This is a genomic window from Streptomyces sp. NPDC058045 (assembly GCF_042885635.1).
In the GTDB taxonomy this organism is placed as follows: Bacteria; Actinomycetota; Actinomycetes; order Streptomycetales; family Streptomycetaceae; genus Streptomyces.
The window spans coordinates 67,874-88,113 of the sequence record NZ_JBHVRR010000020.1 but is presented as its reverse complement, the minus strand read 5'-3'; the positions used below and the strand labels follow the sequence as shown (position 1 = coordinate 88,113).

22 protein-coding genes and 1 pseudogene are annotated in these 20,240 nt (G+C 68.0%); 20 read left to right on the top strand and 3 right to left on the bottom strand.

The features are described from left to right. The first annotated feature begins 89 nt into the window (after window positions 1–89). The 8 genes from ACFVST_RS15105 to ACFVST_RS15070 all read left to right on the top strand — a co-directional run bounded on the left by ACFVST_RS15105 (window position 90) and on the right by ACFVST_RS15070 (window position 5,803). Window positions 90–845, top strand: coding sequence for a GntR family transcriptional regulator (locus tag ACFVST_RS15105; protein WP_390150880.1), 756 nt, complete (start codon window positions 90–92; stop codon window positions 843–845). A 184-nt stretch (window positions 846–1,029) separates the two neighbouring features. Next, the gene (locus ACFVST_RS15100) at window positions 1,030–1,896 is read left to right on the top strand and encodes a PTS mannose/fructose/sorbose/N-acetylgalactosamine transporter subunit IIC (protein WP_390150878.1); all 867 of its coding nucleotides are present in this window, start codon (window positions 1,030–1,032) and stop codon (window positions 1,894–1,896) included. 3 nt (window positions 1,897–1,899) lie between these two features. Then, window positions 1,900–2,742 carry a PTS system mannose/fructose/sorbose family transporter subunit IID gene (locus ACFVST_RS15095; RefSeq protein ID WP_390150876.1) on the top strand — a complete coding sequence of 281 codons (843 nt, stop codon included), beginning with the start codon at window positions 1,900–1,902 and terminating at the stop codon, window positions 2,740–2,742. Window positions 2,743–2,748: 6 nt separating this feature from the next. Continuing rightward, complete coding sequence (locus ACFVST_RS15090; protein ID WP_390150874.1) at window positions 2,749–3,243, top strand: PTS system mannose/fructose/N-acetylgalactosamine-transporter subunit IIB; 495 nt, start codon at window positions 2,749–2,751, stop codon at window positions 3,241–3,243. Between the two features lies 1 nt (window position 3,244). Continuing rightward, complete coding sequence (locus ACFVST_RS15085; protein WP_390150871.1) at window positions 3,245–4,351, top strand: SIS domain-containing protein; 1,107 nt, start codon at window positions 3,245–3,247, stop codon at window positions 4,349–4,351. A 5-nt stretch (window positions 4,352–4,356) separates the two neighbouring features. After that, a complete protein-coding gene (locus ACFVST_RS15080; protein WP_390150868.1) occupies window positions 4,357–4,830 on the top strand; it encodes a PTS sugar transporter subunit IIA in 474 nt (157 codons plus the stop codon). Between the two features lie 105 nt (window positions 4,831–4,935). After that, entirely contained in the window at window positions 4,936–5,196 is a 261-nt protein-coding gene (locus ACFVST_RS15075; RefSeq protein WP_390150865.1) for an HPr family phosphocarrier protein, read from the top strand. A 100-nt stretch (window positions 5,197–5,296) separates the two neighbouring features. Beyond that, a complete protein-coding gene (locus tag ACFVST_RS15070; RefSeq protein ID WP_390150862.1) occupies window positions 5,297–5,803 on the top strand; it encodes a hypothetical protein in 507 nt (168 codons plus the stop codon). A gap of 3 nt (window positions 5,804–5,806) precedes the next feature. Here the strand turns inward: ACFVST_RS15070 and ACFVST_RS15065 are convergent, their stop codons facing one another. Together ACFVST_RS15065 and ACFVST_RS15060 are read right to left on the bottom strand one after the other, a co-directional pair. Next, window positions 5,807–6,373: a hypothetical protein gene (locus tag ACFVST_RS15065; protein WP_390150859.1), complete on the bottom strand. Its 567-nt coding sequence runs from the start codon at window positions 6,371–6,373 to the stop codon at window positions 5,807–5,809. Between the two features lie 226 nt (window positions 6,374–6,599). Beyond that, window positions 6,600–7,094, bottom strand: a complete 495-nt coding sequence (locus tag ACFVST_RS15060; protein WP_390150857.1) for a PepSY domain-containing protein — start codon at window positions 7,092–7,094, stop codon at window positions 6,600–6,602. Between the two features lie 123 nt (window positions 7,095–7,217). On the opposite strand from ACFVST_RS15060, the gene ACFVST_RS15055 reads away from it, so the two are divergent. After that, entirely contained in the window at window positions 7,218–7,901 is a 684-nt protein-coding gene (locus ACFVST_RS15055) for a response regulator transcription factor (RefSeq protein ID WP_390150854.1), read from the top strand. Beyond that, window positions 7,894–9,336: a sensor histidine kinase gene (locus ACFVST_RS15050; protein WP_390150851.1), complete on the top strand. Its 1,443-nt coding sequence runs from the start codon at window positions 7,894–7,896 to the stop codon at window positions 9,334–9,336. The genes ACFVST_RS15055 and ACFVST_RS15050 overlap by 8 nt, the downstream gene beginning before the upstream one ends. Before the next feature lie 34 nt (window positions 9,337–9,370). On the opposite strand, the pseudogene ACFVST_RS15045 reads toward ACFVST_RS15050, so the two are convergent. After that, window positions 9,371–9,886 (bottom strand): annotated as a pseudogene (locus ACFVST_RS15045) (sugar-binding domain-containing protein); the annotation flags it as partial. Here ACFVST_RS15045 and ACFVST_RS15040 point away from each other — a divergent pair. The 10 genes from ACFVST_RS15040 to ACFVST_RS14995 all read left to right on the top strand — a co-directional run bounded on the left by ACFVST_RS15040 (window position 9,809) and on the right by ACFVST_RS14995 (window position 20,221). After that, window positions 9,809–10,741 (top strand): sugar kinase, encoded by a 933-nt coding sequence (locus tag ACFVST_RS15040; RefSeq protein ID WP_390150921.1) that lies wholly within the window; start codon window positions 9,809–9,811, stop codon window positions 10,739–10,741. The pseudogene ACFVST_RS15045 and the gene ACFVST_RS15040 overlap by 78 nt on opposite strands. A 34-nt stretch (window positions 10,742–10,775) precedes the next feature. Then, a complete protein-coding gene (locus ACFVST_RS15035; RefSeq protein WP_390150848.1) occupies window positions 10,776–11,729 on the top strand; it encodes a transketolase in 954 nt (317 codons plus the stop codon). After that, on the top strand, window positions 11,726–12,721 hold the full coding sequence (locus tag ACFVST_RS15030; protein ID WP_390150846.1) for a transketolase family protein: 996 nt from the start codon (window positions 11,726–11,728) through the stop codon (window positions 12,719–12,721). The genes ACFVST_RS15035 and ACFVST_RS15030 overlap by 4 nt, the downstream gene beginning before the upstream one ends. A 9-nt stretch (window positions 12,722–12,730) precedes the next feature. Then, complete coding sequence (locus ACFVST_RS15025; protein WP_390150843.1) at window positions 12,731–13,393, top strand: L-ribulose-5-phosphate 4-epimerase; 663 nt, start codon at window positions 12,731–12,733, stop codon at window positions 13,391–13,393. Continuing rightward, window positions 13,390–14,262, top strand: a complete 873-nt coding sequence (locus tag ACFVST_RS15020; RefSeq protein WP_390150840.1) for an L-ribulose-5-phosphate 3-epimerase — start codon at window positions 13,390–13,392, stop codon at window positions 14,260–14,262. Before ACFVST_RS15025 ends, ACFVST_RS15020 begins: the two co-directional genes overlap by 4 nt. Before the next feature lie 261 nt (window positions 14,263–14,523). Next, entirely contained in the window at window positions 14,524–15,099 is a 576-nt protein-coding gene (locus ACFVST_RS15015) for a helix-turn-helix domain-containing protein (RefSeq protein WP_390150837.1), read from the top strand. 408 nt (window positions 15,100–15,507) lie between these two features. After that, a complete protein-coding gene (gene pucL, locus ACFVST_RS15010; protein WP_390150834.1) occupies window positions 15,508–16,404 on the top strand; it encodes a factor-independent urate hydroxylase in 897 nt (298 codons plus the stop codon). Continuing rightward, complete coding sequence (uraD, locus tag ACFVST_RS15005) at window positions 16,397–17,308, top strand: 2-oxo-4-hydroxy-4-carboxy-5-ureidoimidazoline decarboxylase (protein WP_390150831.1); 912 nt, start codon at window positions 16,397–16,399, stop codon at window positions 17,306–17,308. The genes pucL and uraD overlap by 8 nt, the downstream gene beginning before the upstream one ends. After that, the gene (allB, locus tag ACFVST_RS15000; RefSeq protein WP_390150828.1) at window positions 17,305–18,672 is read left to right on the top strand and encodes an allantoinase AllB; all 1,368 of its coding nucleotides are present in this window, start codon (window positions 17,305–17,307) and stop codon (window positions 18,670–18,672) included. Before uraD ends, allB begins: the two co-directional genes overlap by 4 nt. Window positions 18,673–18,814: 142 nt before the next feature. Beyond that, window positions 18,815–20,221 (top strand): nucleobase:cation symporter-2 family protein, encoded by a 1,407-nt coding sequence (locus ACFVST_RS14995; RefSeq protein ID WP_390150825.1) that lies wholly within the window; start codon window positions 18,815–18,817, stop codon window positions 20,219–20,221. Window positions 20,222–20,240: the final 19 nt, after the last annotated feature.

Below are 20,240 nucleotides of genomic sequence, written 5' to 3'. Positions count from 1 at the left end.
CTTGTCAGACATCCGGATGGCCAGCAGGCGAAGTTCCGGCTTCGACTGTTCGTCTATGATTCCGGGGACACCTGGAGGGGGTGCAGATCGTGACAGCGGTTCAGCCGCGCCTGGAGCGTCGTTCCATGGCGCAGCAGGTGCGTGACGACCTGCGCGGCAAGATGCGGAACGGCAAGCTCTCCGCCGGCTCCCGCCTCCCCTCCGAACCGGAGAGCTGCGACATATACGGAGTCTCCCGCGCCACCGTCCGAGAGGCCTACCGGCTTCTGGAACAGGAAGGGCTCGTCGAAGTCCGCCGCGGGTCCGGACGTTTCGTCCTCCCCGGGGCCGGCGTCCTGGTGCAGGGCTCCGTCAACCTCGTCCAGTCCACCACTGCGATCCTGAGCGATCTGGGCTACGAGCCCCAGATCCAGTTGATCGGCACCACCGAGCGCAATCCGCTCCCGGAAGAGGCCGCCGTCTTCGGTCTCAGTGGCAAGGACACGGTGCTGGAGGTGGAGCGCGCCTATGTCAGCCACGGCGAGCTCCTGACCCACGCCATCAACGTCTTCGACCTCGGCCGACTGCCCAAGCCCGCCGAGGAGATGGAGTGGACGAGTTCCGTCGCGGAGGCGTTCGCCGCGGTCGGCCGGGGAATCTCGGCGGGGTTCACCGACATCTCCGCCACCCTGCTGCCCGAGCGCCTCGTGGAACGCTACGCGGTGCCACCGGACACGGCATGGCTCCGGTTCAACGGTCCCCTCTTCGATCAGCAACGCCGCCCGCTGTGGTGGTCGTACGAGACATGGCGTAGCGATGTCCGTGTGCTGCGGGTCGTCAACCGGCGTGATCCGGACACCGTTTAACCACCTGCACAACCGCCTGCCGCGGTAACGAGGCGTCGTTCCTCGGCCGCACGGTCCCCCTGCGCGGGGACCAGTACATCCGCATATCCCCTACCGCGATTCACGCTCGGCGCCCCCTCCGAGTGCGGTCCCTCACTGCCCGAACTTCCTCAGCCTCCATCTCTTCAGAAACGAGGGGAGCCTCATGACCCTTACTCAGGCGATCCTGATCGGCCTCGTCGCCGCTCTCACCCACCTAGACGGTGGCTGGCTCGGAGAGATGAAATTCCGAGAGCCGATCATCACGGGCTTCCTGGTCGGTGTCATCCTCGGTGACGTCTCCCACGGCCTGGTGGTCGGCGCCGCTTTGCAACTCATGTGGATGGGCGTCACCGGTGTCGGCGCGGCGCCGAAAATCGATATCGGGGTGGGCGGCACCATCGGTGCGGCGGCGGCCCTCACCTCGGGCGGCAGCATCTCCAGTGCGGTGCTCTTCGCGGTACCGATCGCGGTGCTGATGCAACTCGTCAACACCCTTATGACATCTGCTTTCTCGGCCTTCATGCCGCTGGTGGAGCAGAAGATCGAACGCCTTGACATCAGGGGAATCATAGGAATCCACTACCTGTGCGGACTGATCTCCGCGCTGGTGTACTTCGTTCCCGCGGCCCTCGGAATGTATCTGGGCACCAGCAGCATCAAGACGGTCGTCGACTCGATTCCGGGCTGGGTCCAGTCCGGGCTCACCGGAGTTGCCGCGGTACTGCCGGCGCTGGGTTTCGCCATGCTGCTGGACGTCATCATGACCCGGAAGCTGATTCCCTTCCTGATCCTGGGATTCGTCCCCGCGGCCTTCGTGGGGCACAAGCTCACCATGGTGGGAATCGCGGCCATCGCCATCGCGATCGCCCTGATCATGTACTCCATCTACACCGACCTGCAGATCGGTCAGACCCCCGCTTCGGCGAAAGCGTCGGGACCGGGATCGGAGTCGGCACCGGAATCCGGCTCACCTGCCCTCGCCACAGCCAACGCCTCGGCCTCGGACCCCGACAACGAATGGGAGGACTGACCCATGACCGAAGTGGCTCAGGAATCTGCCGTCCGGACCCTGCCCAAGAAGGAATTCCGCAGCATCTTCTGGCGCAGCTTCTCCCTGCTGGGATCCTTCAACTTCGAGCGTATGCAGGGCCTCGCCTTCCTCTACGCGATGCTTCCGTCGCTGAAGAGGATCTACCGTGGTGACGACGAGGGGCTCAAGAGCGCCATGTCCCGCCACCTCGAAACGTTCAATATGACGCTGGCGCCGTCGCCGCTGGTCATGGGAACGGCCGTGGCCATGGAGGAGAAGGCGAAAAGCGACTCGGCGTTCGACCCCACGGCCATCAGTGCCGTGAAGGTCTCGCTGATGGGCCCGCTCTCGGGAATCGGCGACACGTTCTTCTGGGGAATCTTCCGTATCCTCGCCGTCTCCCTGGCCATCGGCTTCGCCGAGAACGGCAGCTTCCTCGCCCCGATCATCCTGCTCGTGGTGTTCAACATCCCCAATTTCCTGACCCGTTGGTACACCCTGAAACTGGGGTACAGCCAGGGGCAGGGAATCATGCGCTCGATGGGCAGCGCGAACACCATGCAGCTCTTCACCTACTGCGCCGGAATCGTCGGCGCCATGGCCATGGGCTCGATGACCGCGCTCTGGGTCACCATCAACTCGCCGCTGAAATTCACCATCTCCAAGAACAAGATCGTCATCCAGGACTATCTCGACCAGGTGTTCCCGGCGCTGCTGCCCATCGCCTTCACCCTGGGCATTCTCTGGATCCTCAAGAAGCGGCTCCCGGTCATGGCGGTCATCGGAATCATCATCGCCGTCGGGTTCGTTCTCGGGTCCCTCGGCGTCATCGCAGGGGCGGAGTGATCCGGCATGGCCATCGTTGAAGTACGCATCGACGACCGCCTCATCCACGGGCAGGTGTCCAATCTGTGGGTTCCCCACTTCTCGGTGGAACGCCTCCTGGTGGTGGACGACGCCGTCGCCGTGGACGAGGACCGCAAGGCCGTACTGCGCTTCGGCTGCCCACCGCAGTGCAAACTCTCCGTCTTCGGTGCGGAGAAAGCCGCGGAGAAACTCTCCCGCCGTATCGATGAGGGAATCCGCGTGATGATCATCGCCGCCGGCCCGATCCCGCTCCTGCGTATGCAGGAACTCGGCTACCCGCTCTCGGCCATCACCGTGGGCAATATGTCGCGGCGCGTGGGCACCCGGCAGGTCGCCAATCTGGCCTATGCGAACGACGAAGAACTGGCCGCCTTCGCGAAGCTTCTGGAATCCGGGGTCACACTCGCTTTCCAGCCCACCCCCACCACCCGCCGGGAAGACCTCACGGCGGTTGTCAACCAGATACAGGAAGGACACTGACGTGTCAGCAGAAGCCGAAATCCAGCAGACCGTGCTGGGGAACATAGGCGATCAGCAGGAGATGCTCCAGGCCGCGTTCGACGCACGGGACGAGTTCATCGCACCGTTCCTTGAGGCGTTCCGGGCCGGACCGGTCTCACGTGTGGTGTTCCTGGGCTCCGGCACGTCCTACAACGTCTCCACCCTGGCCGCCTCCCTCTTCTCCCGCGTCGCCGGAGTCGAGGGCGTGGCCCCCTACCCCACCGAGTTCACCCACTACGGCGCAGGCCTCGACCCGGCGCACACCGACCCGTCGTCCATCCTCTGCGTCGGCATCAGCCAGTCCGGTACGTCGATCTCCACCTGCGAGGCGATCGAGCACGCGAAGAGCAGCGGCTACCGCACCCTCGCCCTCACCGGAGACACCACCAGCCGCATCACCACCATCGCGGAGACGGTCACCCCGCTCCTCGTCGGTCTGGAACTCACCGGGCCCGAGACCAAGGGATACACCGCGTCCGTACTGACCGTGTACCTCTGGGCCTTCGCCGTGGCCAAGGAGACGGGCGCGCTCGACGCCGCGGAGGCCGACTCGGGGATCGCGGCGGCCGGTGAGGTCGCCGCCCAGTTCAAGACGGTGATCCGGGAGGCGGAGGAGTGGTACGACCGCAACCGCCCCAGCCTGCTGCACAGTTCGCGGCTGAACATCCTCGGCTACGGCGCCGACCACGCCACCATGCTGGAGGGTGTGCTCAAGGTCGCCGAGATGCTGCGCGTCCCCACCATCGGCAATCTGGTCGAGGAGCATGTCCACGGGCCGACGATGGCGCTGAAGTTCGACCATGCCACCCTCTTCATCGGCTCGGACGAGGCCGAGTTCGAGCGGATGGTGAGCATCCGCGACGCGATCGGCGAGCACGCTCCCGGCGCCCACATCATCACCTGCCGCGACTTCGACGGTGCCGACGACCGGGACCTCGTCTTCTCCGTGAAGGCGAACACCTATCTCGCACCGCTGCTGTACACGGTGCCGTTCCAGTTCCTGGCGGCGAAGGGCGGCGCCGATGTGTTCATCGACACCAATGTGAACCCGATCCCGATCCGCTTCGGGCACTACAAGGACGAGTGAACCGTATGGGGAACCAGAGGGAGGGCACGCCCGCCGCGGCCTCCTGCGGCATCCTGGTGACCGGCCACGGCCGGTTCGCCGACGGGCTGGTCAGCGCCGTCGAGGTCATCATGGGCTCCCAACAGGGCCTGTACGCAGTCGACTTCCCCGAGACGGACACCGCCGCCCAACTGCGGGAGAACCTCGCCGGCGCCCTGGACGGGCTGCGGGAGTACGACACCGTCGTCGCCTTCTGCGATCTGCGGGGCGGGTCTCCGTTCAATGTGATGCTGGAGCTGCGCGGCGGCAGGAACGGTGTCGAGCTGTTCTACGGCGCCAATCTGCCGCTGCTGCTGGAATTCATCGGCAAGCGGGGCGGCGGGGAGCCACTGGCGTCGCTGATCGCCTCGGCCGGTGCGGACGGGCGCTCCGGACTCGACCGGTTCGAGGAACCCGCGACGGACGACGCACCCTCCGATCCGGACGACGACTGGGCCTGAACCCGAACCCGTTGCGGGCGGTGGACCCGGATCCGCCGCCCGCAACGGCACACCGCCACACCACCACACCACCCTCCCAACTCACCTGACACCGAAGGGAGTTCCATGAGAACCCGCACAGTCATCGTCGGATCCGCCTCCGGACTGCACGCCCGCCCCGCGCGCGTCTTCACGGCGGCCGCGGCCGGTACCGGGGTCCGGATCGCCAAGGGAGACACCGAGCCCGTCGACGCCTCCAGCATCCTGCGGGTGATGACCCTGGGGGTGGCGCACGGTGACGAGGTCACCCTCTCGACAGAGGGCGCCGACACGGCCGCGCTGGACAGCCTGGCGGAGCTCCTGGCGCGGGACCTGGACGCGGACTGACCGGCGCCGGACCGGCAGCGGAGGTCAGGCCCGCTGCCGAACTCCCTTGTGCCACAGCCGGGTTGGCGGGCCGCGCGGGCCGTTCGCGTACCGTGGTCCGATGGGAAACGAGTTCGGTGGCGGTGGGCGGTGTCTGTACCTGTCCAACGGCGGTACCGAGGTGTTCGTCGAGGTGCTGATGCTGGCGGTGTCCGATCTCGCCGAGGACGAGTGGGACCACCGCTTCGCCGCCCTGCTGAGCTGGCAGGACCAGAGTGTGATGGGGCGCGGCACCGTCGGCTTCGACCTGGGGGACATCGACTGGGGCGAGTCCCCGGTGGAACGTGCCCGGTCGAAGGAGTTCGTACTCCGCGCCATCACGCTCGCGCTGAGCCGCCACCGGTGGGACGAGTTGGGCTATCAACCGCCCTTCGCCCAGGACTACTTGCTCCAGTTCAGAGCCATGGTCGAGTCCTTCACACCGGCGGACGGCTCCTCCTCCGGCAGCGGTTTCCCATCGCCGGAGGAACGTGCGATCGCCTCCTGCGCACGGCATCGGATCCTCAGCGCGCTCCCCCACTGGGAGGGCTGCATCCGCTGCCATCAGGTGTCCGCGGCCGTGTCGTGACCGTCAGGAGTCGAACCACCAGTAGCGCGTCTTGTGGTCCGAGTGATCGCTGTTGATCTCGTTGCCGTAGCGAGCGCACCACACATGGCCGTCGGTCTTGGCGCAGGCCCGCATATAGCGGTTCTTCACGTCGCTGCTGCTGTGCACATACGCCTTGGAATACACGTCCTTGTCACCGGACTTGGCGCTCCGGGAGCCGCAGGGGACCCAGTTCTTGCCCTTGGAGTGGCTGATGTCCACCCACACCCGATCGCCCTTGCGGGCGTGCAGCAGATGCGCGGCGGATCGGTCGGTGAGGTTCCCGGTGGCGAGTACCAGTGTCCTTCCCCGGACCTTGGTGTAGCCGTTGTTGTACTTCTCGGTGTCCTTGCCCATCCAAGAGCGTGGCCAGCCCACGCTGCTGTAGGCGTGGTAGCGGCACTTGGCCGCCGTCGCCGAGGAAGCCGTGGTGGCCGCCCCCTGTTCCTGTGACGGCGAGGCCGGTGCCGAGAACGGACTTGAGGCCCCCGTACCAAGAACCATGGCTGTCGCGGCGAGTGCCGTCGCGGCGACAGGAATGCGTCGGTTCATGTCTCCTCCAGTGCTGTCCGCACGGTGTGCGGTGCGGTCCAGACTGGTGTGGGGACGCGGTCGCAGGACAGGCATTTCGGGCTGTGCCGAAACCCAAAGGCCAACGGAGGCAGGGGTGTTGGGCCTTCCGCAGTCTCCAACTCCCCGCGGCCCCCTCGGCCCCCGGCACCGGCCGCCGTGTGTCGTTGGCGGCCGGTGCCGAGGGTGTGTGGAACGGCCCCGGAGGTCAGTCCTCCCCGCGGTCGCCACCGCGGTCGTCATGGCCGTCGTGGCTGTCGTGGCTGTCATGGCCCTCGTGGCTGTCGTCGGGGCCGGCCTCGGTGACCTTGCCGGTGGTGGCGTCCACCGTGACCTCGTGCTCGGTGCCCTTGGTGTCGGTCACCTCCACCTCCCAGACGGCCTTGCCGTGCTCGTCGTCCAGATCGGCGGAAGTCGCCGTGCCCGGGACGGACTTGGTGGCGGTGTCCACGGCCTGCTTGATGTCGACCTTGGCGGACTTGAGCAGCGCCGCGTCGCCCGCGTCGCCCGCGTCGTCATGGTCCCCGTGGTCTTCGCCGCCCGTTCCCGCAGTGGCGCCGGCAGTCTTCTGCGCGCCGCCGCGGCCGTGGTCCTCGCCGTAGGCGGCGGTCGTCGCCGCTGCCCCGCCGAGGACCACGGCGGCTGCCAGCACCACGGTGGCGGTGCGGCGGCGGCCGGCGAGTGTCTGCTTGAGCGAGTTCATGATCAGGCCCTTTCTGCCCCGGGGACGGTGCCGTCCCGATGAGGACCACCATCGCCGAACGACCCTGAACGCAAGCTGAAGCCACCTGAAGATCGCTTCAGAAAGGTCTGCGACTCTTGCACCATGCGCCTGCTGATCGTGGAGGACGAAATACGCCTCGCCGCCGCCCTCGCCAAGGGCCTGGGCGCCGAGGGGTACACCGTGGATCTGGCGCACGACGGTGTCACCGGTCTGCGTCTCGCCCAGGAACGCGACTACGACCTGATCGTCCTGGACATCATGCTGCCCGGCCTCAACGGCTACCGGGTGTGCGCACAACTGCGCGCCGCCGGGCATGACACACCCGTTTTGATGCTCACCGCGAAGGACGGCGAGTACGACGAGGCCGAGGGTCTGGACACCGGCGCAGACGACTATCTGACCAAGCCGTTCTCCTATGTCGTCCTCCGGGCCCGGATCCGGGCGCTGCTGCGTCGCCGCGCCGCCGCGCCCCGGGCACTGCGGCTCGGAGACCTGCTGATCGACCCGGCCGCCCAGCGGGTGGAGCGCGCCGGTACGGCCATCGCGCTCACCGCGAAGGAGTTCGCCGTACTGGAGCACCTCGCCCGGCACGCCGGCCAGGTGGTCTCCAAGGCGGACATCCTGGGCCATGTCTGGGACTTCGCCTACGACGGCGACCCGAACATCGTGGAGGTCTATGTCAGCGCCCTGCGCCGCAAGATCGACGCACCGTTCGCACGGCACTCCATCACCACCGTGCGCGGCGCCGGATACCGGATGGACACCGAAGGGGGGCACGATGCCTAGGCTCTTCGCTTCCGTACGGGCGCGCGCGGCGCTGGCGTCCACCCTGGTCGTGTCCATCGCGCTGGTGGCGGCGGGGGTCCTGGTCGTCACGGTGCTGCGGCACAACCTCACCGGCAGGGCGAGCCTCCAGGCGGAGATCGCCGCCCGCACCGTGGCAGGTGCCCCGGCCGCGCTCGACGGCACCTTCAAGTCGCTCGACCTGCCCGACGACGAGGACCACCCCGTCCAGGTGGTCGACGCGGCGGGCCGGGTCGTCGGAGCGAGTTCAGGGGTGCCCGCACACCGGCCGATCGGCCTCTTCGCGCCGGCGCCCGGCAGCGGCAGAGCGGCCGCGGATCACGCCGACGGCGACGACAACCCCGGCGATGACGACACTCCCCGACGCGGCAAGGTCGGCACGGACACCGACCACAAGACGCTCACCGTGCGCATCGGAGACGAGACGCACACCTACCGGTTCGCCGCCGTGCACGGTACGACACACGACGGCCACACCTACACCGTCTACGCCGGGGCCTCCCTGGACGAGGAGCAGGGCACCCTCGACCAGGTCGTCCGTACGATGCTGATCGGCCTGCCGTTCCTGCTGGCGGTGGTGGCGGGCGTCACCTGGCTGGTCACCCGGCGGGCGCTGAAGCCGGTGGAGGGGATCCGCGCCGAGATGGCCGAGATCACCGGGAGCGGCCATCTGGGGCGGCGGGTGCCCGAGGGCGACACCCGCGACGAGATCGCCCGCCTCGCCCGCACCACCAACGAGACCCTCGCCGCACTACAGCGGTCCGTGGAGCGCCAGCACCGCTTCGTGGCGGACGCCTCCCATGAACTGCGCAGCCCCATCGCCTCCTTGCGCACCCAACTCGAAGTGGCCCAGCAGCACCAGGGGCTGCTCGACCTGCCCGACGTGCTCCATGACGTCGTACGCCTCCAGCAACTGGCCGCCGATCTGCTGCTCCTGGCCCGTCTGGACGCCGGAGAGCCACCGTCCCACTCGCGGGTGGATCTGACGGCCGTGGTGCGGGAGCACATCGGGCAGCGAGGCGACGCGGAGGGTGCCGCCCCGGCGGTGCGCCTGCCCGAGCGACCGGTCCAAGTCCTGGGAAATCGCGGCCAGTTGGCCCGCCTGTTGGGCAATCTGGTGGACAACGCCCGGCGCCACGCGGCCACCACCGTCACCGTGGAACTCCGCACGGACGGCCCCGACGCCGTACTCACCGTCTCCGACGACGGCCATGGCATCGCCCCGGCCGACCGGGAGCGGATCTTCGAGCGGTTCGTCCGCCTCGACGAGTCCCGCAGCCGGGACGACGGGGGCGCCGGGCTCGGCCTGGCCATCGCCCGGGACCTCGCCCAGCGGCACGGCGGCACCCTCACCGTCACCGACGGCCCGAGCGGTGGCGCCGCGTTCGTCCTCACCCTCCCCCGCACCCCGAACTGACCGGCGCGGCACGGCAGTTGGCTCCCCGGCCCGCTCAGTCGGGGCGGACCCGTCGGCCGGCCGCGGCCTCGGGGAGGTGGGCGAGGGCCTGGGCCGCGTCGATGTCCACCACCAGGGCGTCGATACAGCCGCGGCGGAGGGCGGCCGCGATGGCGGGTGCCTTGACCGCTCCGGCCGCGACGGCCACCACCAGGGGGATGCGGTGCAGGGTGTCGGGTTCCAGGCCGATCACGCGGCTGTCGAGGTCGGTGGGGATCTTCTCACCGGAGGCGTCCACGAATCGTCCCAGGAGGTGGCCGACGGCGCCGTGGCGGTGCAGGGCGCGCACGGAGTCGCGTGACACGAGGCCGTTGAAGACGCTGGCCGGGTTGCGGAAGCCGGAGCCGATCCCGATCACGGCCACCTCGACGGCCACCTCGACGGCCACCTCGACGGCGGCCGCGTTGCGCGGGGTCCGCGCGATGTCCGGGTTCTGCTTGATGTCCCGGGCGACCCGCTCGGTGCGCGCGAGCAGCGGCGCCACCAGTACGTCCGCGGTTCCGTCGTAGGCGCAGGCGAGGCGAACGTCCTGGCCGGACTGGCCTCGCTGGGCTGGCGGTCGAGCTGGTTCAGCGCCCTCCCGCGGTCCCCGATGGCGCGGCGGGTGGAGAGCAGGCTCCGCTCCTTCGGGGTGGACCTCTCCGGGGTGGTGCGGCGCGACGAGGGCCGCCTCGGCACGTACCACGTCGAGTACGGTGCGGCGCCGCGCCCCACCCAGGTCTACTTCGACCGCAAGGACACGGCGTTCACCAGGATGACGGTCGCCGATGTCGACTGGGACGGCCTCCTGGACACCCGGATCATCCATCTCACGGGCATCACGGCCGCGTTGTCGCCGTCGGTGCTGCGGATCCTGGCCGAGACGATGGACCGTGCGGCGGGCGCCGGGGTGCCGGTGGCGTTCGATGTGAACTACCGGGCCACCCTCTGGTCGCCCGAGGAAGCGGTGGCCGCGCTGCGCCCCTTCATCGAGCGCGCCGAGATCCTCTTCGTACGCAGCGACGATCTGCACACCCTCTTCGGCTGCGGGCCGGAGCCCGAGGGTGCGCTGGAGTGTGCGCTGTCCCTGACGAAGGCCCGGTATGTCGCGGTGACCTGCGGGGACCTCGGGGTGCGGGCCTCGCTGGACGGTCAGCAGGTGAGTGCTGCGGCCCGGCCGGTCCAGATCGTCGACCGGTTGGGAGCCGGCGACGGTTTCGCCGCGGGCTTTCTGCACGCCTGGCTGGACGGGCAGGTCGCGGCGGCGCCGGAGCACGGTGCCGCGATGGCCGCGCTCGCCCTCGCCCAGGAAGGCGAGCAGGTGGTCACCAACCGCGAGGAGCTGGCCGCGGCACGCCTCAACTCCGGCCAGAGCGTGCACCGTTGAGCGGCCACCGCCCCTTCCCTCAAGGAAAGTGCTGATGACGAACACCGAAGAAGCAACGACGACCCAGGCGGAGCGGGCGGACTGGGTGGCGGCGGCGAACCTGCTCGCCCGCCGAATCCGGGCCCGCGCCCTGGAGCTGACGATCCTCAAGGACGGCTGCTATCTGAGCCAGGCCCTGTCCTCGGCGGAGCTGCTGGCCACCCTCTACACCCGCGTACTGAAGCTGGCCGACCTGCCCGGACCACTCCCCTCCGAGCCGTTCACCGGTGTGCCCGGCAGTGCGCGACCCTCCCCGTCCGGTGGCCGGTTCCACGGGGAGCGGCTGCCGGACGGGGACCGGTTCCTGATCTCGCCCGCGCACTACGCGGTGGCGATCTACACGGCGCTGGAGTGCGTCGGACGGCTCGCCCCGGGGGCGTTGGAGAGTTTCAACACCGACGGCAGCACGCTGGAGATGATCGGTGCGGAGCACTCCCCCGGTTTCGAGCTGACCACCGGCTCCTTCGGGCAGGCGCTGAGCCAGGCCTCCGGTATCGCCTTCGCCCGCCGGCTGCGCGGGGAGACGGGGCGTACCGCGGTCTTCATGTCCGACGGGGAGCTTGAGGAGGGGCAGACCTGGGAGGGCGTACAGGCGGCGGCGTTCTACCGGCTCGACTCGCTGATGCTGTTCGTGGATGTCAACGGGCAGCAGGTGGACGGGCTGACGAAGGACGTGATGAACGTGGAGCCGGTCGACGCCCGCTTCGCCTCCTTCGGCTGGGAGGTGCGGGTGGTGGACGGACACGATGTGGCGGCCATCGCGGAGGCCGCGGAGCAGAAGTCCGCCGACGGGCGCCCGCTGGTCGTGCTGGCGTACACCGACACCGCCCGCGGGATGCCGTACCTCAACTCCCGTAAGCCGCACCTGCATTACGTCCGCGCCAAGGACGACGCCGACCGCGATGCCTTCGAGAGGGCGCTCGCCGAGCTGAAGGAGGGCCTCTCGTGATCGAGAAGCAAGTCCACTCCCGGAACATCGTCCGGTGGGCCGCCGACAAACCCGAAGTCGTGGTGCTGTCGGGCGACTTGACCGGCTCCACCGAGATCGCGGAGTTCAAGGCCGCATATCCGGACCGGTTCTTCAGCCTCGGGATGGCCGAGCAGAACATGCTGAGTTGGGCCGGCGGCATGGCCCGCGAAGGGTTCGTGCCCTATCTGCACACCTTCTCGGTGTTCCTCGTCCGCCGCCCCTACGACCAGCTCGCGATGTCGGTGGCCTACCCCGCTCTGCCGGTGAAGCTCATCGGGTTCCTGCCGGGCATCATGACCCCGGGCGGGGTGTCCCACCAGGCCGTGGAGGACATCTCCCTGATGCGGGGCCTGCCGAACATGACGGTGCTCGAAGTGGGGGACGCGGCGGACGTCGAGTCCGTGCTGGACGTCGCCCACGGGGTGGACGGGCCGGTGTACGTCCGGATGCTGCGCGGCGCGCTTCCCCGACTGTTCGACGGGCCGATGGAGTTGGACCGGGTGCGGCATCTCGCGGACGGCGAGGAGGTGACGCTCTTCTCCAGCGGCATCTGCACCCAGGAGGCGATCCGCGCCCGCCAGGTGCTGGAGCGCGCCGGGGTCTCGGTCACCCACCGGCATGTCAGCACCCACAAGCCGTTCACCGACCCGGCGATCGAGGACGCGATCCACGCGGCGAAGTCCCTGGTGGTGACCGTGGAGAACCACAGCGTCATCGGCGGACTGGGCACCGAGGTCGCCGAGCGGATGGCGGAGACCGGCGCCGGTGTGCCACTGCTGCGCATCGGTATCCCGGACACCTTCGCGCACGGTGCGAGCGCCGAATACCTGATGGACAAGTACGGCCTGAGCGCGCCCCGGATCGTGGCACGGGTCGCGGCCGCCCTGGGCCGCGAGATCGACGTCCCCGACGGCCTCGCACACTCCGACGTCACCATCGACATCGGCGCCGAACAGCTCGAAGCACTCTGAGGAGCATCCATGCTGGACGAACTCAAGCAAGAGGTGTGCCAGGCCAACCGCGACCTGCTGGCCGCCGGTCTGGTGGTCGGCACCTCGGGCAATGTCAGCGGCCGGGACCCGGAGTCGGACCTGGTGGTGATCAAGCCCTCCGGAGTCGCCTTCGACCTGCTGCGCCCCGAGGACATGAGCGTGGTCGACCTGCACGGGAACATCGTCGGCGGCCCGCACAAACCCTCGGTCGACACCGCCTCGCACCTCTACGTCTACCGGGAGCGCCCGGACATCCGCGGTGTGGTGCACACCCACTCCCCGTATGCGACGACGTTCGCCCTGCGCGGGGAGCCGGTTCCGGTGCTCACCACCACCCATGCCTGTCTGTTCGGTGGTCCCATCCCGATATCCGGCTATGCGGTGATCGGCGGGGAGGAGATCGGGCGCCAGATCGTGGAGCATGTCGGCGACGGCACCTCCGTACTGCTGCGCTCGCACGGTGTGTTCACCATCGGTACCGACGCACGGCGGGCCCTGCGCGCGGCCGAGTACACCGAGGAGTGCGCCCAGGCCGCGCATCTCGCCATGCTCCGCGGCTATGTCGAGGCCCTGCCGGCGGATGTGGTGAGCGCGGCCCGCGAGTGGTATCTCACCGACTACGGTCAGCGGCCGGTCGGGGCCGGGGCATGATCCGGCGCCACGGGCGGCACAACCGGTGCGGTGTCTACGAGAAGGCCCTGCCCCCGGGGACGCCCGCCGAGACCTCGGCGCACGCCGCGCGGGCCGGGTTCGACTTCGTCGAGATGGCCCTGGACGAGTCCGCCGAGCGGTTGTCCCGCCTCGACTGGACCGGCCCCGAGCGGGCCCTCGTACGCCGCCAGGTCCAGGACGCGGGCGCGCCCATCGAGACGCTCACACTCAGTGCGCACCGGAAGTACCCGTGGGGCAGCGCGGACCCCGAGGTGCGGGCGCGGGCGGCGACCCTGGCGCACGAAACCATCGGTCTCGCGGCGGATCTGGGCGCCGGCTGCGTCCAGATCGCCGGGTACTTCACCTACTACGAGCCGGCCACAGCGACCGCCCACGACCGGTTCATCGAGGGGCTCACCACGGCGGCCCGCTACGCCGCCGAGCGTGGTGTCGTCCTGGCGCTGGAGAACATGGACGGTACGGACGTCGTCAGCGTCCAGGACGCCCTGTCGGTCATCAGGGAGGTCGACGGGGTCCGCCTCTATGTCGACGTGGGCAACCTCGCCGGGAACGGACTGCCGGTGGTGGAACAGCTCGCGACGGCCCTGCCGTACGCGCACGCGGTCCAGCTCAAGGACGCCCGCCCCGGAGAGTTCCGCCGGGTCCCGTTCGGTGCGGGCACCGTGCCCTTCCGGGAGGTCCTGACGTTTCTGCACGACGTGGGGTACACGGCGCCGCTCTCGATCGAGATGTGGAACGACGAGGGCGACCCCGCACTCGCCGCCGGTGCACACGCCTGGTTCGAGGCGCTGCACAGTGAACTCGCGGAGCAGCGGGCGGGGAACCACGGTTGTACCTGCGGACATTGAGGCGTCGACGCCCAGGACTCCGGAGACACCCTAGGACCGACCCTCAACATCCCTTCGGAGGACGGTAGTTGGGCATTCACTGCGGCCTTGGTGTGATCACCTGCGTGGGGCGGACGCTGTCGATCACACCGAGGCCGCAGAGGTGCTTCCGCCTCGGGCCGGTCGGGCGAGCCGCGCTCGTACGGGCCCACGGTACGGGCGTCGAGATCACGCGATAGATTGTGTGTACACGGTATTGATCCGTTCCCCGGGAGGCGAGTTGTGCAAGAGGTCGACGACGACCGCCTCGGCGTGCTGGTCGGCAACGAGGTAGCCACGCGGCGCCGAGCAGGCGGGATGTCGATGCGTGAGCTGGCCGCGCGCGCGGGCATCAGCCAGCCCTTCCTCAGCCAGATCGAGCGCGGGGCGAGTATGCCGTCGATGACCACGGTCTATCGCCTCGCCCGCGCGCTGGGTGCGACGCCGGGCGATCTGCTGCCGGTGCCGGAACGCGAGGTGACCGTGGTGCGGGCCGGGGAAGGCCGCAGGCTCCCCATCACCGAGTCCTCCGCGCACACCGGGATCCGGGCCCTGCTGCTCACGGACTCCAGCAGTCTGACCGTGCTGGAGTACACGCTGACCGGCGACGACGTCATCGACGAGTGGTACCAGACCGCAGGTGAGAGCGGCCTGTTCGTGCTGGAGGGGTCCGTCGCCGTGCACATCCAGGCCGGGTCCACGTTCAAGCTCATGAAGGACGACTTCATCCACCTGCCCGCCGGGACCTTCGACCGCTGGTCGCTGCTGGGCAGTACGCCGGCCCGGGTGCTTTTCGCGTTCAGCGCCACCCGCTCCTGACGCCGCCCGTCAACTCCCTTCTCCGGAACCGAAGTTCGGACACTTCAGCCCTCTCCCGGGAGGGCCGGCAGTCATGTCCTGATGCTGCGCGCCTACTCGACTGCCGGACCCATGACCGCCCACCCGATAGCTGTCATGCATGAAACTCTTGACCCCAGCTATCACCCCCCGTACTCTGCTGCTCAGTGGAAGCGGTATTCCACGGTCCTATTCCAGATTCCAGCCATTCACCGAGGCTGCGGCAGCGAACCCTGCGCACCCGGCCGCGAGCGGGCAAACCCAGACGCCCATCGCACCTTGAGTGACCGGACATTCCCCCCCCGCAAGCCGCGTCATCGAACAGCGGCCAAGTGTGCGTGAAACGCATTCAGAACGTGCCGCACCTATGCGCCGTACGGAGGAGAAGAAGTGACCTCGACCGCCCAGAGCAGCGCCGCCGTGACCGATTCCCGCGCCGACGCCTCTTTCGACATGGGACATATGGACTACGGAAAGTCCGATATCCGCCTTGTGCGCGTCTACCGCGAAGGCGACCGGCAGAGCTTCCGGGATGTCCGTGTCGACGTCCTGATCGAAGGCCGGATCCGCCAGGGGTACACCGAGGGCGACAACACCGACTGGATGTCCACCGACACCATCCGCAACGGCGTGTACTTCGTCGCGGACCAGGGGTTCGAAGGCAGCATCGAGGAATTCGGCAAGGATCTGGTACGCCACTACGTTTCCACCGGACCCCTCAACGAATTCGCGACCGTCAAGATCACCGAGAAGCTGTGGGACCGCTTCCCGGGAAACGACGGCGGCCACGACCACGCTTTCGTACGGGCGGCCGGACTGCGGACGGCTGTCGTCAAGGGTGATGGCGAGAACTTCCAGGTCGACGGCGGCATCACGGACCTTCAGGTCTTCAAGACCACCCAGTCCGGATGGGTCGGATATCTGAAGAACAATCTCACCACCCTGCCCGAGACCACCGACCGCATCCTCGCCACCGCGGTCACCGCGGAATGGAGCTACAGCGAGACGGGCGCAACGGACTACGACAGCATCTGGACCGGCGTCCGGGACCAGATCATCGAGTCCTTCGGCGACCACTACAGCTTCGGCGCCCAGAACGACATCTACCTCATGGGAAAGGCGGTCCTGATGAAGTTCCCCTCGATCTCCCGCATCCACTTCTCCCTCCCCAACCTCCACCACATCGAGTACGACGTATCGCGTTTCGGCCGGGAGAACGCACGCCGTGTGTACCACGCCACGGCCGAGCCGTACGGCCTTCTCCAGGGCGAGGTAGTCCGTGGCTGACCATCCCAATTCGACCGCGGACACGGCGAGTTCCGACGACGCCCTCTCGATCGAGGAGGTCAACGACCTCACCGGCCAAGGCTTCCTGGAACTCTTCGGCAGTGTCTACGAGCACGCGCCGTGGGTCATGGCCGACGCATGGCGGCACCGCCCCTTCGCCCACCGGGACGAGTTGTACTTCGCATCGGCTCTGGCCATCGACGCGGCGCCCCGTCAGGAGCGTCTCGACATCGTCGCCGGGCACCCCGAACTCGCCCGGCCGGATCTCAACGAGGGCACACTCACGGCCTCTTCGCAGCATGAGCAGAAGAGCGCGGGACTCCTCGACATCGCATCAGCCGCCAAGGAGGAACTGAACGACCTCGCGGAGGAGTACCGCGCTCGGCACGGCTTTCCCGGAGTCGTCTGCGTGCGGGAACACACGCAGACCGAATCCATCGTCCGTGAAATCCGCTGGAGAATCGGACGTTCCACGCGCCAGGAGTTCCGGACATCACTGGACGAAGTGAAGAAGATCGCCCGCCGGCGTATCCACTCACGGGTCCTCCCCCCTCCGGATCACGGCGGATATCTGACCACGCATGTACTGGACACCGCGAACGGAACACCCGGCGCCGGTCTCGGATATGACGTCTTCGCCGTGCGGGACGGACAGAGTGCTCCGTTGTGCAGCGGCTACACCGACAGCGACGGCCGGTCCACCGGGGCGGTTCTGTCCGCGGGGAATTTTCAGCCCGGAGAGTACCGGATCACCTTTCGCGTGGCGGAGTACTACGGCGACGGATTCGACCGCAGGTACTTTCACGAAGTCCCCTTGCAGTTCGTCGTGGACCGGCCGGAGGAGCACTATCACGTCCCGCTGATCGTCTCGCGCTGGGGATTCACTACCTACAGGGGATCATGATGGGCGAACCGGTATTCACCATTCGTGGCGCACATGTAGTGGACGGTGACGGGGTCGCGGTACGTGATGTCGTCGTCGAGGGAGGTCAGATCGCCGAGATCGGCGTGGAGGTGACCGCCCGGGGCGAGACCGTGGACGGCCACGGAATGCATCTCATAGCCGGAGTCCTCGACTGCCACGTCCACTTCAACGACCCCGGGCGGGCGCATTGGGAAGGGTGGGCCACCGGCAGTGCGGCCGCGGCTTCCGGTGGCACGACCACGGTCCTTGAAATGCCCTTCAACGCGCTGCCGCCCACAGTCGACCGGGAGTCCTTCCACGCGAAGGTGGACGCCGCGGACGGTCGAAGCCTGGTCGATTTCGGACTCTTCGGCGGAATGCACGGCGGGAATCTGACCCGGCTCGAAGAGCTGTCCGACCTCGGTGTGGCCGGTTTCAAGGCCTTTATGTGCGACACCGGTCTCGATGAGTTCCCCGGTATCAGTCCCGACGAACTCTTCAAGGGAATGCAGATCTGCGCCGGGCTGGGCCGGACCGTTCTGGTGCACGCCGAGACGCACGCCCATCCGCCGGCCGCCGACGCACCGCCCGGGTCGGGGCTGGAGCAGATACGCCGCTATCTCGCGGCGCGGCCGGCCGAGACCGAAGTGGACGCGGTGCGCTCCGCGATCGACATGGCCGAAGCCTCCGCCGCACGCCTGCATATCGTCCATGTCTCGGCCGAGGAGTCCTTGCACGCCATCCGCGCAGGACGGGCGAAAGGCGTGGATGTGAGCGCCGAGACCTGTCCGCACTACCTCTCGCTCGAATCCGGCGATGTGGAGCAGCTCGGTGCCGTCGCCAAATGCTCCCCGCCGATCAGGGACCACGAGAATCAACAGGCGCTCTGGGCCGGGATATCCGAAGGCGTCCTCACCATGGTCGGCTCCGACCACTCCCCTGCCGGGCCGGCGGAAAAACTGGAGCGGCCTTTCGAAGAAGCCTGGGGAGGAATCGCCGGCTGCCAGTCACTGCTGGCCAACATGCTCACCCGGGGCGTGCACGAGCGGGGCGTGGCTCTGCCGACGGTGAGCGAACTCCTGGGACGTGCCCCCGCACACCGCTTCGGTATTCCGTCGAAGGGCGTGCTGGAAATCGGCGCGGACGCCGACCTGGCCCTGGTCGACCTCGACCGCACCTTCACCCTCAAAACCGCTGACCTGCGTTACCGCCACGCGATGTCCCCCTACGTCGGAATCTCTTTCCGAGGGGCCGTCGTACGGACGTGGCTGCGGGGGCGTCCGCTGGTGGTCGACGGGACCGTCGACAAGGCGGCCGCCAATGGCCGGTTCCTTCCTGCAACTCCCTTCGGAGTTCCCCAGTAGTCGCGCACCTCTGCTGTGACTGCACTCGCTCCTGATCACCGCGACAAGAGATTCGCGTACGACCCGTGCTGCGCAGCGGCGTAATCCTGCGGGCACCCTGTTCGGCCGGGACATGATTCCGGCTCCGTTATGAGGAGGTGTGATGCGACGAGGAAGTTTCACCGGCACTGGTGCCGGAGCAGGACGGGTACGCGCCCCCGAGGACACGGTGTATTCGTTCTGGCAGACACTCGCCTACGGAACGCAGCATATTCTGTCGATGTACGGGGGCGTGATAGCGCCTCCCATCATCGTCGGGACGGCTGCCGGTCTCAAAGCCGGGGACATCGCCCTGCTGCTCACGGCAGGACTCTTCGTCTCGGGTGTGTCAACCATGCTTCAGACGCTGGGTATTTGGAAGTTCGGTTCGCGTCTGCCGGTGGTCCAGGGGATCTCCTTCATCAGCGTCTCCTCCATGACCGTGATCGTCTCCGACGACGGAATGCCCACACTCTTCGGAGCGATCATCGTGGCCGGCCTGATCGGACTTCTGATCGCGCCGCTTTTCGGTACGGTGCTGAGGTTCTTCCCGCCGGTGGTCACCGGGTCGATCATCGTGGTCATCGGGATCTCCCTGATGCCCGTCGCGCTGACCTGGATCCAGGGCGGACAGGGAGCTGAGAACTTCGGCTCCCTGTCGAATCTGGGGCTCGCCGGAGCCACCTTTCTCGTGATCATGCTTCTGAGCCGTCTGTTCCAGGGCGTCGTCTCCCGGCTTTCCATTCTGCTCGGCATCGCCGCCGGGACGGTCATCGCCGGTCTCGTCGGCAAGGCCGATTTCGGCTCCATCGGCGACGGGCCGCTGGTCTCCTTCCCGAGCATTCTTCCGTTCGGCGCCCCCGAGTTCAGGATCAGCGCCATCGTGACGATGACCATCGTCGCCCTGATCATCATGATCGAGACGGCGACAGCGGGAATCATCACCGTCGGCGAGATCATCGGAGCCGAGGTCGACTCGGAACGCGTCGCCTCCGGGCTGCGGGCCGACATGCTCTCCACGGCGGCGGCGCCCGTGTTCGGCGCATTCCCGGTGGGGGCGTTCGCGCAGAATGTCGGCCTGGTGGCGTTGACCGGTATCAAGAGCAGATATGTGGTCGCGGCCGGCGGGGCCGTGATGATGCTGCTCGGTTTCCTCCCGGTCGTGGGACGTGTGGTGGCCGCAATTCCCTATCCGGTACTGGGAGGCGCGGGGATCGTACTGTTCGGGACGGTCGCGGCGAGCGGTATCCGGAGTCTGGCGACCGTGAAGTTCGAGGGGAATCTGAACCTCGTCCTTGTCGCGGCGACGCTGAGTGTCGGCATCATTCCGCAGCTCGCACCGGATTTCTGGCACGCGGCTCCCAGTTGGCTGGGCGTGGTCCTGCACTCCGGTATCACCTCCGCCGCGGTGCTGGCGGTCGTGCTGAACCTGTTCTTCAACCAGTGGAAGTGGCGCTCGGAAAGCTCCGGCTCGGCCGACCAGGCGGAGTCGGACACAAGGGTGGAACCCGCGGATCACGCCGCGATGTGAACCCCGTGCCGGACGAGGA